Origin of the sequence: Streptomyces sp. NPDC042638 (assembly GCF_040647235.1) — a bacterium.
GTDB classification, from domain to species: Bacteria; Actinomycetota; Actinomycetes; order Streptomycetales; family Streptomycetaceae; genus Streptomyces; species Streptomyces rameus.
Map to the genome: position 1 here is coordinate 1 of NZ_JBEZBT010000002.1, position 15,491 is coordinate 15,491.

General features: G+C 73.0%; 11 protein-coding genes. 7 read left to right on the forward strand and 4 right to left on the reverse strand.

The genetic code is table 11. From position 1 onward, the window contains the following. Window positions 1–145 precede the first annotated feature (145 nt). The 4 genes from AB0B40_RS01605 to AB0B40_RS01620 all read right to left on the reverse strand — a co-directional run bounded on the left by AB0B40_RS01605 (window position 146) and on the right by AB0B40_RS01620 (window position 5,728). Window positions 146–2,527 carry a DUF3488 and transglutaminase-like domain-containing protein gene (locus AB0B40_RS01605; RefSeq protein ID WP_345050402.1) on the reverse strand — a complete coding sequence of 794 codons (2,382 nt, stop codon included), beginning with the start codon at window positions 2,525–2,527 and terminating at the stop codon, window positions 146–148. Further along, the gene (locus tag AB0B40_RS01610; RefSeq protein ID WP_345050404.1) at window positions 2,524–3,885 is read right to left on the reverse strand and encodes a DUF58 domain-containing protein; all 1,362 of its coding nucleotides are present in this window, start codon (window positions 3,883–3,885) and stop codon (window positions 2,524–2,526) included. Before AB0B40_RS01610 ends, AB0B40_RS01605 begins: the two co-directional genes overlap by 4 nt. After that, window positions 3,885–4,922, reverse strand: coding sequence for an AAA family ATPase (locus AB0B40_RS01615; protein ID WP_345050406.1), 1,038 nt, complete (start codon window positions 4,920–4,922; stop codon window positions 3,885–3,887). Before AB0B40_RS01615 ends, AB0B40_RS01610 begins: the two co-directional genes overlap by 1 nt. Window positions 4,923–5,179: 257 nt before the next feature. Continuing rightward, the gene (locus AB0B40_RS01620) at window positions 5,180–5,728 is read right to left on the reverse strand and encodes a carbonic anhydrase (RefSeq protein WP_345050408.1); all 549 of its coding nucleotides are present in this window, start codon (window positions 5,726–5,728) and stop codon (window positions 5,180–5,182) included. A 353-nt stretch (window positions 5,729–6,081) separates the two neighbouring features. Here AB0B40_RS01620 and rsmH point away from each other — a divergent pair, with 353 nt between their 5' ends. From rsmH to murD, 7 genes are all read left to right on the forward strand, one after another. Further along, entirely contained in the window at window positions 6,082–7,038 is a 957-nt protein-coding gene (gene rsmH, locus AB0B40_RS01625; protein ID WP_345050411.1) for a 16S rRNA (cytosine(1402)-N(4))-methyltransferase RsmH, read from the forward strand. A 67-nt stretch (window positions 7,039–7,105) separates the two neighbouring features. After that, window positions 7,106–7,657: a septum formation initiator family protein gene (locus AB0B40_RS01630; protein WP_362262069.1), complete on the forward strand. Its 552-nt coding sequence runs from the start codon at window positions 7,106–7,108 to the stop codon at window positions 7,655–7,657. Window positions 7,658–7,880: 223 nt separating this feature from the next. Further along, a complete protein-coding gene (locus tag AB0B40_RS01635) occupies window positions 7,881–9,845 on the forward strand; it encodes a penicillin-binding protein 2 (protein ID WP_345050413.1) in 1,965 nt (654 codons plus the stop codon). Between the two features lie 166 nt (window positions 9,846–10,011). Continuing rightward, complete coding sequence (locus AB0B40_RS01640; protein ID WP_345050415.1) at window positions 10,012–11,532, forward strand: UDP-N-acetylmuramoyl-L-alanyl-D-glutamate--2,6-diaminopimelate ligase; 1,521 nt, start codon at window positions 10,012–10,014, stop codon at window positions 11,530–11,532. A 4-nt stretch (window positions 11,533–11,536) separates the two neighbouring features. Continuing rightward, the gene (gene murF, locus AB0B40_RS01645) at window positions 11,537–12,952 is read left to right on the forward strand and encodes a UDP-N-acetylmuramoyl-tripeptide--D-alanyl-D-alanine ligase (RefSeq protein ID WP_345050418.1); all 1,416 of its coding nucleotides are present in this window, start codon (window positions 11,537–11,539) and stop codon (window positions 12,950–12,952) included. Continuing rightward, window positions 12,949–14,022, forward strand: coding sequence for a phospho-N-acetylmuramoyl-pentapeptide-transferase (mraY, locus tag AB0B40_RS01650; protein WP_201838575.1), 1,074 nt, complete (start codon window positions 12,949–12,951; stop codon window positions 14,020–14,022). The genes murF and mraY overlap by 4 nt, the downstream gene beginning before the upstream one ends. Further along, window positions 14,004–15,437 carry a UDP-N-acetylmuramoyl-L-alanine--D-glutamate ligase gene (gene murD / locus AB0B40_RS01655; protein WP_362262074.1) on the forward strand — a complete coding sequence of 478 codons (1,434 nt, stop codon included), beginning with the start codon at window positions 14,004–14,006 and terminating at the stop codon, window positions 15,435–15,437. The genes mraY and murD overlap by 19 nt, the downstream gene beginning before the upstream one ends. The last annotated feature ends 54 nt before the right edge of the window (window positions 15,438–15,491 follow it).

The following is a 15,491-nucleotide window of genomic DNA, read 5'->3' on the forward strand; positions in this document are numbered from 1 at the left end:
CACTCCCCCCCCCGCCGCGGCCCCGCCGGCCCCCCGCCCGCCCCGGGGGCACACCCGCTCCCGCCCCCCCACCCTGGTGTGGGCCGGCCCCCCCCCCGGGGGCCCGCCCCTCACGCGTGCGCCCGGTCCCGCCGCCGGTGTGTGCTCAGCCCCGCTGCCCGGACGGCCGGCGCAGCCTCGGACGGGCCGCCGCGGCCCTGGCCCGCAGCGCCGACCAGCGGGCCGACACCGCCCACAGCACCCGGACCGAGGAGCGGGGCAGCAGCAGCGCCCGCAGCCGGGTCCCGGCGCTCACCGGGGCCCGCAGTCCCTCGACCGCCCGGCGCACGTCCTGCGCCGTCCCCGCCGCCGGACGCGGCCGGGGCGCGAACAGCACCTGCTCCACCGCGTCCGCCACCCGGTGCACGGCGGCCCCGGACTCCGGAGCCAGCCGCCCGAGCCGGACGATCCGTTCGGCGGCCTTGCGCGGGGTCAGCGAGTCGTCCGGCGCAATGCCGTGGTCCCAGGCGCTGTCCGTCAGCTCCTGCCAGGCGGCCAGCGCGTGTGCCGACGCCCCGTCCGCGGTCCGGGCGTGCGCGCCCAGCCGCAGCGCGCGCACCCGCCCGCGCCACAGCATCGGCGCCAGGGGAACCGCCAGGACCAACAGCGCGCCCAGCCCGGTCAGCAGCCACCACCAGCCGTCCGTGCCCCCGTGGTCCTGGTGCGGGACCGCCGCCGCGGACGGGCTGTCGCAGACCCGCAGCTCGCGCGGTCCACCGGCGCAGCTCTCGCTCGGCGAGGCCGCGGCCGAGGGCGCCGAGGACGCGCCCCTGGACGGCAGCGCCTCGTCCGGCAGCGAGGTGCCGGGCGTGTCCGACTGGGTGTAGGACGGGGTGGTGCCGCGGGTGGGCGTCGGCTCGAAGCGGGTCCAGCCCACGCCCTCGAAGTACAGCTCGGGCCAGGCGTGCGCGTCCTTCTGGTTCACCGCGATCGTGCCGTCGGTCTGCGGGGTGCCGGGGGCGAAGCCCACCGCGACCCGCGCCGGGATGCCGAGCGTGCGGGCCATCGCCGCCATCGCGAAGGAGAAGTGGACGCAGAAGCCCTCCTTCGCCTTCAGGAAGTTCGCGATGGCCTCGGGACCGCGGCCCACCTTCACCGAGGTGTCGTACTGGAAGCCACCGGAGACGGCGAAGTAGTCCTGGAGCCGGACGGCTTCCTCGTAGTGGCTGTTCGCGCCCGCGGTGATCTCCCTGGCCGTGCGGGCCACCACCCTGGGCAGTGAGGAGGGCACCTTGGTGTACTCGCTGCGCAGGGCGGCCGGCGGCTGCGGCGCGGAGGCCAGCTGCTCCGCGGTCGGCTGCACGTCCAGGCTGGTCACCTGGTAGGTCTCGCCGCGCGTGGTCTGGCCGTGGTCGCCGAGCAGGGTCATCCCGACGGGCTCGTACCGCCACCGGCCGCTGACCTTCACGTCGCTCGGCGGGTAGGGCATCGGCAGCCAGTTCTGGGCGTACGTGTCCGCCGCCGTGACGGTCGTGCGCACCTCGCCGCGCCGGACGTCCGCCCCGAGGCCCGTGGGCGTGGGCAGCCTGTCCGGCACACCCACGACGTGCCGTTGGGCCGGCGTCCAGGTGGTGCCGTCGAAGTCGTCCAGGGAGACGATCCGCAGATACAGGTCCGAGATGTCGTCCGTGGTGGTGCGCAGGGACAGCACCACGCGGTCGTCGTTCGTGTTCAGGTTGTCGCGCAGCGACACCAGCGGGTTGACCGTCGAGATCGTGCCGTGGCCGTTGCCCGCCCCCACTCCGGTGCCGGCGGCGTCCAGCAGGCCGCCGTGCATCGCGGGCAGGGCGAGCGGCACCACCAGGGCCACGCCGAGCGCGACCGCGCCGATCCGGCGGCCGGTGCGCACCGGCGCCTCGGCGCCGGGCTCGGGGGCGCCCGGCCCGCGGGGCACGCCGCCGAAGACCCGGCCCCACTGGGCGAGCCGCTCCCGGCTCTCCGCGAGCAGCAGCATCAGATAGCCGGCCGCCGCCACCAGGAACCACAGCCACTCGGCGCCGCCGTCGGACAGGCCCGCGGCCACCGAGTACAGCGCGAGCAGCGGCAGCCCGGCCGGGGCCGCACTGCGCACGGTCACCGCGAGCACGTCCACCAGCAGTCCGATCAGCAGCGCGCCGCCGATCAGCATCAGCTTGATGCCGTCGGTGACCGGCGCCGGTATCGCGTACTGGCTGACGTCGTCCGCGCCCTGGCTGAGCAGTCGGGCGAAGTACCGGAAGGTGTCCGGGCCGGGGATCAGTCCGGCGACCGCGTGCTGCCGGGCGAACACCAGGGTCAGCAGCACCAGGGTGACCAGGACCTGCGCCGCCACCGTCAGCGGCCGGCCCAGCGGCACCCGCCGGGCCGCCGCGCCCACCCCGGTCTGCACGGCCAGCAGGGGGACCAGTTGCAGCAGCCAGATCGGCTCGGCGACCAGCGGCAGCAGCGCGGAGCAGGTCATCAGCGTGGCCGCCGCCGCGCACAGTGCCAGTCGTGCCCGCCCGCTCATCCCAGTGCCTCCCCGCTCAGCGGGGCCGCTGCGGAGCGTTCCCGGTCCGCCTGCCGCCACAGCTCGTCCAGTGAGGCGCCGTGCGGCACGCTCAGCGCCGTCCAGCCCGCCTCACGCAGCAGGCGCAGCCGCTGCGCGTGCCGGTCGCCCGGGCGGGGCACGTCGGTCGGCTCCCGCGTCCAGGTGTCCGGGTCCAGTACGAAGGCGACGGCACCCCCGCTGCGCCGGCTCATCTTGGCGACCGTCGTGGCCTGCTCCTCGTCCAGATCGCCCAGGAAGGCGACCAGCAGCCCCTCGTGGCCGCCGCGCAGCACGTCGTACGCGCGGGACAGTCCGGTGCCGTCGGAGTAGTCGATCACCGCGAGGGTGTCCATCATCAGCCCGGCCGCGTCCGCCGTCTCCTGGCCGGTGCCCGCGAAGCCGTCGCCGCCCTCGCCGGGCACCGCGCTGCCGCTGTCGGTCAGCAGCCGTACCGAGAAGCCGCGCTCCAGCATGTGCACCAGCACCGAGGCGGCACCGGAGACGGCCCACTCGAAGGCGGAGCCGGGTCCCGCGCCCTCGTGGGCGCCGCCCCGGGTGTCCAGCAGGACGGTGCACCGGGAGCGCCGCGGCTGCTCCTCGCGGCGCACCATCAGCTCGCCGTAGCGGGCGGTGGACCGCCAGTGCACCCGGCGCAGATCGTCGCCGTAGCGGTAGCCGCGCGGGATCACGTCGTCCTCGCCCGCGAAGGCCAGCGCGCGCTGGCGCCCGTCGCCGTACCCCTGGGCCTCGCCGCCGAAGCGGACCGGGGTCAGCGGCTCCACGCGCGGGATGACCGTCAGGGTGTCGTACGTCGAGAAGGAGCGGGTCAGCTCGCACATGCCGAAGGGGTCCGTCAGCCGCAGCTGGAGCGGGCCCAGCGGATAGCGGCCCCGCAGGTCGGAGCGGACCCGGTAGGACACCTCACGGCGGCCCCCCGCCTCCACCCGGTCCAGCACGAACCGGGGCCGCGGTCCGAGGACGTAGGGCACCCTGTCCTGGAGCATCAGCAGACCGGTGGGCAGCCGGGAGACGTTGTCCATGCGCAGGTGGACCCGGGCCTCGCTGCCGGCCGGGACGCGCGCGGGGGCGAGCCGGCGGTCGGCGGCCACCTGGTAGCGCGTGCGGTAGAGCACGCCCGCGCAGATCAGGGGCAGCACCGCGAGCAGCAGGCCGACCCGCAGCAGATCGCTCTGGCCCAGTACGAACGCGCAGATCACGGCGGCGATGCCGGCCGCGAGGAAGGACCGGCCGCGGGTGGTCAGACCCGCCAGGGCCGTCCGGACGCCGCCCGTCTCCTCCCGGTCGTCGTCCGCCGGCCCGGCCCCCCCGGGGCTCATCACAGACTCCGCGGCGGCTGCTGGGGATAGGCCGGGATGTCCTGGCCGAGGCCGCCGTAGCCGCTCTGCCGGCCCGCCGTGGGCACCGGGGTGCGCTGCAGGATCTCCAGCACCACCTGCTCGGCCGTACGGCGGTTGAGCTGGGCCTGGGCGGTGGGCAGCAGACGGTGGGCGAGGACGGCGGCGGCGAGTGCCTGGACGTCGTCCGGCAGCGCGTACTCCCGCCCGGCGAGGGCCGCGGAAGCCTTCGCCGCGCGCAGCAGGTGCAGGGTCGCGCGCGGGGAGGCGCCGAGTCTGAGGTCCGGGTGGGCGCGGGTGGCGGCGACCAGTTCGACCGCGTACCGCCGGACCGGCTCGGCGACGTGCACCCCGCGCACCGCCTCGACCAGCTTCACGATCTCGTGCGCGTGCGCCACCGGCTGGAGGTCCTCCAGTGGGCTGACCCCGCCGTGGACGTCCAGCATCTTCAACTCGGCCTCGACGCTGGGGTAGCCGACGGAGACGCGGGCCATGAAGCGGTCGCGCTGGGCCTCGGGCAGCGGGTAGGTGCCCTCCATCTCGACCGGGTTCTGGGTGGCCACCACCATGAAGGGGCTGGGCAGTTCGTACGTCTGCCCGTCGATGGTGACCTGCCGTTCCTCCATGGACTCCAGCAGCGCGGACTGGGTCTTGGGCGAGGCGCGGTTGATCTCGTCGCCGATCACGATCTGCGCGAAGATGGCGCCCGGCTTGAACTCGAAGTCCCTGCGCTGCTGGTCCCAGATCGACACGCCGGTGATGTCCGAGGGCAGCAGGTCCGGCGTGAACTGGATGCGCCGCACCGAGCAGTCGATGGACCGCGCCAGCGCCTTGGCGAGCATCGTCTTGCCCACTCCGGGGACGTCCTCGATCAGCAGGTGGCCCTCGGCGAGCAGCACGGTCAGCGCGAGCCGTACGACCTCGGGCTTGCCCTCGATCACGCCCTCCACCGAACCGCGCACCCGTTCCACCGTGGCGGTCAGATCGTTGAGGCTCGCTCGATCGTCATAGGTCGTCACCCGGCCCTCCTCGGCCCGTTCATTCCGGGCCGACGCTCTCGATGCGAAACCGGCCCACCCCGAAACACGGGCACCACGCGGGAAAGGTTCCGCGTGACGCCACATCCCGCATTCTTGCCGCCGTTACCGATTCGTGTCACTCGCCTGTGGACAACTGCCCCCGCGAGGTCGGCCCCACGACGTCGCCGACCGTGTTCTCGACACGGACCGGCGGGACGCTTCCCGGGGTCCCGGGGCGGCCGGCCGGTGCACCGGGGTCAGGCCGGGTCGACCTCGCGCAGCAGACCGGTGCGCACGTCGAAGACGAACCCGCGTATGTCGTCGGTGTGCGGCAGGAAGGGCGAGGTGCGCACCCGCTGCATGGACTGGCGCACGTCCTGGTCCACGTCCCGGAAGGACTCCACCGCCCACGCCGGCCGCTGCCCGACCTCCATCTCCAGCTCGGTGCGGAAGTCCTCGGTGAGGGCCTCCAGGCCACAGCCGGTGTGATGGATGAGCACGACGCTGCGGGTGCCCAGCTTGCGCTGGCTGATGGTCAGGGACCGGATGACGTCGTCGGTGACCACACCGCCCGCGTTGCGGATGGTGTGACAGTCACCGAGCTGCAGGCCGAGGGCCTTGTGCAGGTCGAGGCGGGCGTCCATGCACGCGACCACGGCGACGTGCAGGACCGGACGGGCGTCCATACCGGGATCCGTGAACGCCTCGGCATACCGCTGGTTGGCCTCGACGAGACGGTCGGTCACGGTGTCGCCGGCTGCTATGGCGTCTTCGGATCCAGTGGGCGCTGCTGCAGAAGTCGTCATACCCAAGACGTTACTGGTCAGGCAGCGGTCCGGCCTGCCGTGGGAGGGGACAAAGAACGTCAGCACGGCGTGTTGTGAGCTAACCCACAGGGAGGGCAAAGGTGGGCCGAACGGGTGGATCGGCGCGAAAGCCGGTTCCCGCTGTGACGCGGTGCGCGACGCGCAGGCCGGTTGATTGACCCGGGGACAGCGTGGACTAAAGTGGCGCGAAAGCGGGAGACGAGTCTCTGCCCGCTGGTGAACCCCCGGAGACCCCGGCACGGTGCCCGGACCGGTCTCCTCGCGCGCGCGGCGCGTACGTACGGCTCGGGGGACCGACGGTGCGTACGGCCCGCCGGAACTGAGAGGCCCCCTTGAGCCAGAGTCGACACGTCCCGGTGATGCTCCAGCGGTGCCTGGATCTGCTGGCGCCCGCCCTGGAGCTCCCGGGAGCGGTGGTCGTCGACTGCACCCTCGGCCTCGGCGGGCACAGCGAGGCACTGCTGGACCGGTTCCCCGACGCACGGCTGATCGGCCTGGACCGGGACAAGGAGGCGCTGCGCCTGTCCGGCGAGCGGCTCGCTCCGTTCGGGGACCGCGCCACCCTCGTGCACGCCGTGTACGACGAGCTGCCCGACGTACTGCGCCGGCTCGGCGTCGCGCGCGTGCAGGGCGTCCTGTTCGACCTCGGGGTCTCCTCCATGCAGCTCGACGAGGCCGACCGCGGCTTCGCCTACGCGCAGGACGCGCCCCTGGACATGCGCATGGACCAGACGACCGGGATCAGCGCCGCCGAGGTCCTCAACACCTACCCGGCGGGCGAACTCGTGCGCATCCTGCGCGCGTACGGCGAGGAGAAGCAGGCCAAGCGGATCGTCTCCGCGATCGTCCGCGAGCGCGAGAAGGAGCCGTTCGACAACAGCGCCCGGCTGGTGGAGCTCATCCGTGACGCGCTGCCGCAGGCCGCCAAGCGCACCGGCGGCAACCCTGCCAAGCGGACCTTCCAGGCGCTGCGCATCGAGGTCAACGGCGAACTGTCCGTGCTGGAGCGGGCGATCCCGGCCGCCGTGAAGGCCCTGGACGTCGGCGGACGGATCGGCGTCCTGTCGTACCACTCGCTCGAAGACCGGCTCGTCAAGCAGGTGTTCGCGGCCGGGGCCACCTCCACCGCGCCGCCCGGACTGCCGGTCGTGCCCGAGCGCTACCAGCCGCGGCTCAAGCTGCTCACCCGCGGTGCCGAACTTCCCACCGAGGAAGAGATCGCCGAGAACCGCCGGGCCGCCCCGGCCAGACTGCGGGGCGCCGAGCGCATCAGGGAGGACGTCGAGTGAGCCAGACGGGTCGGAGGGTTCCCCCCGCGCACCGGGGGAGCGGCGTCCCCCACGCACCGGGGGAGCAGTGAGCAGGAAACCCGAACTGAAGGGGAGGGCCGCCCGGCTCGCCCGGCTCTTGCCGGCCGGCCGCGCCCGGGCGGCCCGCACCCCGTTCGTCCTCCTCGTCGTCGTGCTGCTCGGCGGCGGCCTCATCGGGCTGCTGGTGCTGAACTCGGCGGTCAGCGAAGGCTCGTTCGAACTCGCCGACCTGCAGAAGCGGACGAAGAACTTCACCGACGAGGAACAGGCCCTCCAGCGGGACATCGACGCCTACTCGTCCCCCGACGCCCTCCAGCGGCGCGCCGGCGAACTCGGCATGGTCCCCGGTGGCGACCCGGCCTTCCTCGGCCCCGACGGCACGGTCAAGGGCGTGCCCAGTGCCGCCCCCGAAGCCGCCGTCCTCTCGCGCCCGGCCGCCCCCGAGGCGCTGGTCCCGGCCGTGGGCACCTTCGCCGCCCCGGGCCCCGCCGCGGCGCCCGCCGCCCCGCCGGCCCAGCCCCAGGGAGCCCCGGCCCCCGCGGTCTCCGCGCCGCCCGCCGCCCCCCAGCCCCTCGCCTCCCCGACCCCCGGCAGGTGACGGAAGTGTCCGACAGGCAACCGCCGCGCCGGCGTCCGGCCGGGCCCGCGTGTGCGCTCCGCTCGGGTGACGGGGACGGCAGTGGCCGTTTCCGGTGCGGTGTCGGACCGGTTCTGGGCGTGAGGCGGCGACGTCCGGTGCTCCGGCGCCGTCCGGTACGGACCTGCGCCCCGGCGGCCGCGCCTCAGCCCATTCCCTCCCCGACCCCCGGCAGGTGACGGAAGTGACCGACAGGCAACCGCCGCGCCGCCGTGTGCCCGGGCCCGCGGGGCCTCCGCGACCGCGGGGCGCCGTCCGGCGGCAGCCCGGACCCGGTGCCCGGCCGGCCCGCCGCCCGAGCGGAGCCCGGCCCATGCCCCCGCGCCCGCTCCGGCTCGGCAGCCCCCGGCCCCGGCTGCGCCTGGTCGGCCTCGCCCTGACCCTGGTGCTGCTCGTCTTCGTCGTACGGCTGCTCCAGGTCCAGGCCGTCGACGCCAGCGCCTACGCGGCGCGGGCCGAGCAGAACCGGTACGTGGTGCACACCCTGGCCGCCGAGCGCGGCGAGATCACCGACCGCAACGGCGTCGCCCTCGCCGTCAGCGAGGACGCGTACGACATCACCGCCGACCCGACCATGTTCGGCCCCCGGCAGCTGAAGATCCACGACGGCCCGGAGCGGGCCGCCGCGCTGCTCGCCCCGATCCTCGGCCAGGACCAGGCCGCGCTCGTCAGGAAGCTGCGGCCCGAGAACAGGAACTCCCGCTACACCCGGCTCGCCGCCCGGCAGACCCCGCAGGTCTGGAAGCAGATCAAGGACCTCAAGACCGCGCTCACGAAGAAGGGCGAGGCCGACCGGACCACCGTCAACGTACTGGCCGGTGTCTTCGCCGACCCCAGCAGCCAGCGGGTGTACCCGAACCGGGACCTGGCCGCCGGGATACTGGGCTGGGTCAACGCCGACGGCCAGGGCGGCGGCGGTGTCGAGCAGCAGCTGAACAAGCAGCTGTCCGGCAAGGACGGCAAGCTCCGGTACGCACAGTCCGGCGGGCGTGAGGTGCCCACGGCGGGATCCACCGGGACGCCCGCCGTGCCCGGCGCCGACGTCGAGCTGACCATCGACCGCGACATCCAGTGGGCCGCGCAGAACGCGATCAGCGAGCAGGTGAGGAAGTCCAGGGCGGACCGCGGCTACGTCATCGTCCAGGACACCCGCACCGGCCAGATCCTGGCCATGGCCAACTCGCCCGGCTTCGACCCGAACGACCTGTCGAAGGCCGACGGCGAGGCCATGGGCAACGCGGCCCTCCAGGACGCCTACGAGCCCGGGTCCACCGCGAAGGTCATGTCGATGGCGGCCGTGCTGGAGCGGAACGTGGCCACCCCGCTCACCCACGTCGTCGTACCCAACCGGCTGCACCGCGGCGACCGGCTCTTCCAGGACGACGTCGACCATGCCACCTGGAACCTCACGCTCAACGGGGTGCTCGCCAAGTCCAGCAACATCGGCACCATCCTGGCCACCGGCGAGCTGGGCAAGAGCCAGGCCGAGGCCAACAAGGTCCTCTACTCGTACCTGCGCAAGTTCGGCATCGGCGGCTACACCGGCCTCGGCTTCCCCGGTGAGACCCCCGGCATCCTCGCGCCGCCCCAGAAGTGGTCCACCTCGCAGCAGTACACGATCCCTTTCGGCCAGGGCTTCTCCATCAACGCGATGCAGGCCGCCTCCGTGTACTCGACCATCGCCAACGGCGGCGTCCGCGTCCAGCCGAGCCTGGTGCGCGGCACCAAGGGCGCCGACGGGCGCTTCGTCCCGGCGCCCAAGCCCCGGCAGGCCCGGGTCGTCAGCGAGAAGACCGCCAGGAGCCTCGCCCAGATGCTGGAGTCCGTGGTCGACGACGAGCAGGGCACCGGCATCAAGGCCCGCATCCCCGGGTACCGGGTTGCGGGCAAGACCGGCACCGCCAACCGCGTGGATCCGGCCACCGGCCGCTACCGCGGCTACACCTCGTCGTTCGCCGGTTTCGCCCCCGCCGACAACCCGCGGATCACCGTCTACTGCGCCATCCAGAACGCCACCTCCGGGAGCTACTTCGGCGGCCAGATCTGCGGTCCCATCTACAAGCAGGTGATGGAGTTCGCCCTGAAGACCCTCCAGGTCCCGCCGACCGGGGCGAAGCCCGCCAACCTGCCCGTCGAGTACAAGCCCTGATCAGCACCACGGAAACACCAGGAACGAGCTCGTGACAACGATCACCCCGGACGCCGGGAACCACGGGGCCGAGAACCCCTCACTTCGCTCCCGGGCGGGTACGCCCGGTACGCTCACCGCCGTGCCACACGCTGATCAGTCCCAAACCACCCAGAAGGGCGCTTCCGTGACATATCCGGGACCGCCGCGACCGGTTCAGGTCTCCGCCACACCCCTCGCGGAACTCGCCGATCAGCTGGGTGCCGCCGCTCCGGCCGGCTCCGCCGAGGTCACGGGGATCACCCACGACTCGCGCGCCGTCCGGCCCGGCGACCTGTACGCCGCCCTGCCGGGCGCCCGGCTGCACGGCGCCGACTTCGTCACCCAGGCCGCGAGCCTCGGCGCGGTCGCCGTGCTCACCGACCCGAGCGGCGCCGAGCGCGCCGCCGCGGCCGGCCTGCCCGTCCTGGTCGTGGACGACCCGCGCGCGCGGATGGGCGAACTGGCGGCCACCGTCTACGGGCACCCGGGCCGCGATCTGCTCCAGATCGGCATCACCGGCACCTCCGGCAAGACCACCACCGCCTACCTGGTGGAAGGCGGCCTGAGGACCGCCCGCGCCACCGGTCTCGTGGGCACCGTCGAGATGCGCATCGGCGACGAGCGCATCAAGTCCGAGCGGACCACCCCCGAAGCCACCGACCTGCAGGCCCTGTTCGCCGTCATGCGCGAGCGCGGCGTCGAGGCGGTCGCCATGGAGGTCTCCAGCCACGCCCTGGTCCTCGGCCGGGTCGACGGCTGCGTCTTCGACGTCGCCGTCTTCACCAACCTCAGCCCGGAACACATGGAGTTCCACTCCGACATGGAGGACTACTTCCGGGCCAAGGCACAGCTCTTCACCCCGCAGCGCAGCCGGCTCGGCGTGGTCAACGCCGACGACGAGTACGGCCGCCGGCTCGCCGAGGAGGCGACCGTCCCGGTCGTCACCTTCTCCGCCGAGGGCCACCCCGACGCCGACTGGCGCGCCGAGGACGTCCAGGTCGGCCCGATGGACTCGACGTTCACCGTGCTCGGCCCGAACGGCGAGCGGATCCACGCCAGGTCGCCGATCGCCGGCCCCTTCAACGTGGCGAACACCCTCGCCGCCGTCGTCGCCCTCGCCGCCGCCGGCCTCGACCCGCAGACCGCCGCCGACGGCGTCGCCGCCGTACCGGGCGTCCCGGGCCGTCTGGAGCGCGTCGACGCCGGGCAGCCCTACCTCGCGGTCGTCGACTACGCCCACAAGACCGACGCGGTCGAGTCCGTGCTCAAGGCGCTGCGCAAGGTCACCAAGGGCCGGCTGCACATCGTCCTCGGCTGCGGCGGCGACCGCGACCAGACCAAGCGCGCCCCGATGGGCGCCGCCGCGGCCCGCCTCTCCGACACGGCCGTACTGACCTCCGACAACCCCCGCTCCGAGGACCCCCTCGCGATCCTCGCGACCATGCTCCAGGGCGCGGCCTCCGTGCCCGCGCACCAGCGCGGCGAGGTGCTCCTCTTCGAGGACCGGGCCGCCGCCATCGCCGCCGCCGTGGGCCGCGCCCAGGCCGGCGACACCGTGCTGGTCGCGGGCAAGGGTCACGAGCAGGGCCAGGACATCGCCGGCGTGGTCCGTCCCTTCGACGACCGCCAGGTGCTTCGCGAAGCTATCCAGAAGACCCAGGGATGAACTTGTGATCGCCCTCTCCCTCGCCGAGATCGCAGCAGTCGTCGGCGGGCAGACGCACGACATACCGGATCCGTCCGCGCAGGTGACGGGACCGGTCGTCCGGGACTCCCGTGAGGTGGTGCCCGGCAGCCTGTTCGCCGCCTTCGTCGGCGAGCGCGTGGACGGCCACGACTACGCACAGCGGGTCGTCGAGGCCGGCGCGGTCGCCGTGCTGGCCTCCCGGCCGGTCGGCGTCCCCGCCGTCGTCGTGGACGACGTCCAGGCCGCCCTCGGTGCCCTCGCCCGGCACGTCGTACGCCGGCTCGGCGCGACCCTCGTCGCCCTGACCGGTTCGGCCGGCAAGACCAGCACCAAGGACCTCATCGCCCAGGTCCTGCAGCGCAAGGCGCCGACGGTGTTCACGCCCGGCTCGCTCAACAACGAGATCGGGCTGCCGCTGACCGCCCTGTCCGCCACCGAGGAGACGAAGTTCCTCGTGCTGGAGATGGGCGCCCGCGGCATCGGGCACATCCGCTACCTCGCCGGCCTCACCCCGCCGAGGATCGGCCTGGTGCTCAACGTCGGCACCGCCCACATCGGCGAGTTCGGCGGACGTGAGCAGATCGCCCAGGCGAAGGGCGAGCTGGTCGAGGCTCTCCCCGCCGCGGCGGACGGCGGCGCGGCGATCCTCAACGCCGACGACCCGCTGGTCCGGGCCATGGCCTCCCGTACCAAGGCGAAGGTGGTCCTTTTCGGAGAGTCGGCCGAAGCGGACGTACGCGCCGAGAACGTGCGACTCACGGACAGCGGACAGCCCGCGTTCAGGCTTCACACACCCTCCGGTGCAAGCGATGTGACCATGCGCCTGTACGGTGAGCACCACGTGTCGAACGCGCTCGCCGCGGCCGCCGTCGCCCATGAGCTGGGCATGTCCGCGGAAGAGATCGCCCTCGCGCTCTCCGAGGCGGGCTCCCTCTCCCGCTGGCGCATGGAGGTCACTGAGCGCCCGGACGGCGTGACCATCGTCAACGACGCCTACAACGCCAACCCCGAGTCCATGCGGGCCGCCCTCAGGGCGCTCGCGGCCATGGGCAAGGGGCGCCGCACGTGGGCGGTGCTCGGCAAGATGGCCGAGCTGGGGGACGAGGCGCTCGCCGAGCACGACGCCGTCGGACGGCTCGCCGTCCGGCTCAACGTCAGCAAGCTCGTCGCCGTCGGGGGGATTGAGGCCTCCTGGCTGCAACTGGGCGCATATAACGAGGGTTCGTGGGGTGAGGAGTCGGTGCACGTGTCCGACGCACAGGCGGCGATCGACCTGTTGCGCAGCGAGTTGCGCCCGGGGGACGTCGTACTCGTGAAGGCGTCCCGTTCGGTGGGGCTGGAGAGCGTCGCCCAGGCGCTCGTCGAGGCCGGTGCCGGGCACGGGGTTGATGCCCGATGATGAAGCAGATCCTGTTCTCGGGTGTCATCGGCCTCTTCCTGACACTGATCGGCACCCCGCTGCTGATCAAGCTGCTCGCCCGCAAGGGCTACGGCCAGTACATCCGTGACGACGGCCCCCGGGAGCACGCCAGCAAGCGCGGCACCCCGACCATGGGCGGTATCGCCTTCATCCTGGCGACGATCGCCGCGTACTTCCTGTCCAAGGTGATCACCGGCCAGACGCCGACGTACTCGGGCCTGCTGGTCCTCGGCCTGATGTTCGGCATGGGTCTGGTCGGCTTCCTCGACGACTACATCAAGATCGTCAAGCGGCGCTCGCTGGGTCTGCGGGCCAAGGCGAAGATGGCCGGCCAGCTGATCGTCGGCATCGCCTTCGCCGTGTTGTCGCTGCAGTTCTCCGACGCGCGCGGCAACACCCCGGCGTCCACGAAGCTGTCGTTCATCACCGACTTCGGCTGGTCCATCGGCCCGGTGCTGTTCGTGGTCTGGGCGCTGTTCATGATCCTCGCGATGTCCAACGGTGTGAACCTGACCGACGGTCTGGACGGTCTCGCCACCGGCGCCTCGGTCCTCGTCTTCGGCGCCTACACCTTCATCGGGGTCTGGCAGTTCCAGGAGTCCTGCGCCAACGCGCAGACCCTCACCAACCCGGGCGCCTGCTACGAGGTGCGCGACCCGCTGGACCTCGCCGTGGTCGCCTCCGCGCTGATGGGCGCCTGCCTCGGCTTCCTGTGGTGGAACACCTCGCCGGCCAAGATCTTCATGGGTGACACCGGGTCGCTCGCGCTCGGCGGTGTCCTCACCGGTCTGGCCATCCTCTCCCGCACGGAGCTGCTGGTGGCCATCATGGGCGGCCTGTTCGTCCTCATCACCATGTCGGTCGTCATCCAGGTCGGCTCGTTCCGGCTCACCGGCAAGCGCGTCTTCCGGATGGCACCGCTCCAGCACCACTTCGAACTCAAGGGCTGGTCCGAGGTCCTGGTGGTGGTCCGCTTCTGGATCATCCAGGGCATCTGTGTGATCGTCGGACTGGGCCTCTTCTACGCGGGATGGGCAGCGGACAAGTGACCTCCTCGGTGCCTTCTGAATTCCAGGGCAAGCACGTCACCGTCGCCGGGCTCGGCGTCTCCGGCGTCCCGGCGGCGAAGGTGCTGCACGCGCGCGGGGCGGTCGTCACGGTCGTCAACGACGGCGACGACGCCCGCGCGCGCGAGCAGGCCGCCGAACTGGAGGCGCTCGGCATCACCGTGCGCCTCGGTGACGGCGCCACCCTGCCGGAGGGCACTGAGCTGATCGTCACCGCGCCCGGCTGGCAGCCCGGCAAGCCGCTGTTCCGCGCCGCCGAGCAGGCCGGTGTGCCCGTCTGGGGCGACGTGGAGCTGGCCTGGCGCCTGCGCGGGCCCGACGCGGCCCCCTGGCTGGCCGTGACCGGCACCAACGGCAAGACCACGACCGTCCAGATGCTCGCCTCGATCCTGACGGCCGCGGGCCTGCGCACGGCCGCCGTCGGCAACATCGGTGTCTCCCTGCTGGACGCGGTCCTCGGCGAGGAGCGCTACGACGTCCTCGCGGTGGAGCTGTCCAGCTACCAGCTCCACTGGGCGCCCTCCCTGCGGGCGCACTCGGCGGTGGTCCTGAACCTCGCGCCGGACCACCTGGACTGGCACGGCTCCATGGAGGCGTACGCGCGCGACAAGGGCCGTGTCTACGAGGGCAACAAGGTCGCCTGCGTCTACAACGCCGCCGACCGGGCCACCGAGGACCTCGTACGCGAGGCCGACGTCGAAGAGGGCTGCCGGGCCGTCGGGTTCACCCTGGGCACGCCCGGCCCCTCCCAACTCGGCGTCGTGGAGGGCATTCTGGTCGACCGTGCCTTCGTGGAGAACCGGCACAAGAACGCGCAGGAGCTGGCCGAGGTCTCGGACGTCAACCCGCCGGCCCCGCACAACATCGCCAACGCCCTTGCGGCGGCGGCCCTCGCGCGCGCCTTCGGGGTCCCCGCCACCGCCGTACGGGACGGTCTGCGGGCCTTCCGCCCGGACGCCCACCGCATCGCGCACGTGGCCGACATCGACGGGGTCGCGTACGTGGACGACTCCAAGGCGACCAACACCCACGCCGCGGAAGCCTCGTTGGCGGCATATGAACCGATCGTATGGATTGCGGGCGGTCTGGCCAAGGGCGCGGCCTTCGACGAACTGGTCGCGAGGTCCGCGAAGCGACTTCGCGGCGCGGTCCTGATCGGCGCCGATCGGGCCCTGATCCGCGAGGCCCTCGCGCGACACGCCCCGGAAGTACCCGTGGTCGACCTCGACCGGACCGACACTGGGGCGATGCTCCAGGCGGTGACGGAAGCGAAGCGGCTGGCTCAGCCCGGCGACACGGTGCTGCTGGCCCCGGCCTGCGCCTCCATGGACATGTTCACCAACTACAACCAGCGCGGTGACGCGTTCGCGGCTGCGGTCCGCGAACTCGGCGCCTGACCCCGGCCGCCTGCCGGGCGGATCTTGGGAGGGACGCGTGGGACGGTCGACGTT

Excerpts from the sequence above, each read along its gene's own strand:
- mraY (WP_201838575.1), top strand. The coding sequence starts at position 12,949 with ATGATGAAGCAGATCCTGTTCTCGGGTGTCATCGGCCTCTTCCTGACA.
- murD (WP_362262074.1), top strand. The coding sequence starts at position 14,004 with ATGGGCAGCGGACAAGTGACCTCCTCGGTGCCTTCTGAATTCCAGGGC.
- AB0B40_RS01610 (WP_345050404.1), bottom strand. The coding sequence starts at position 3,885 with ATGAGCCCCGGGGGGGCCGGGCCGGCGGACGACGACCGGGAGGAGACG.
- AB0B40_RS01620 (WP_345050408.1), bottom strand. The coding sequence starts at position 5,728 with ATGACGACTTCTGCAGCAGCGCCCACTGGATCCGAAGACGCCATAGCA.
- AB0B40_RS01605 (WP_345050402.1), bottom strand. The coding sequence starts at position 2,527 with ATGAGCGGGCGGGCACGACTGGCACTGTGCGCGGCGGCGGCCACGCTG.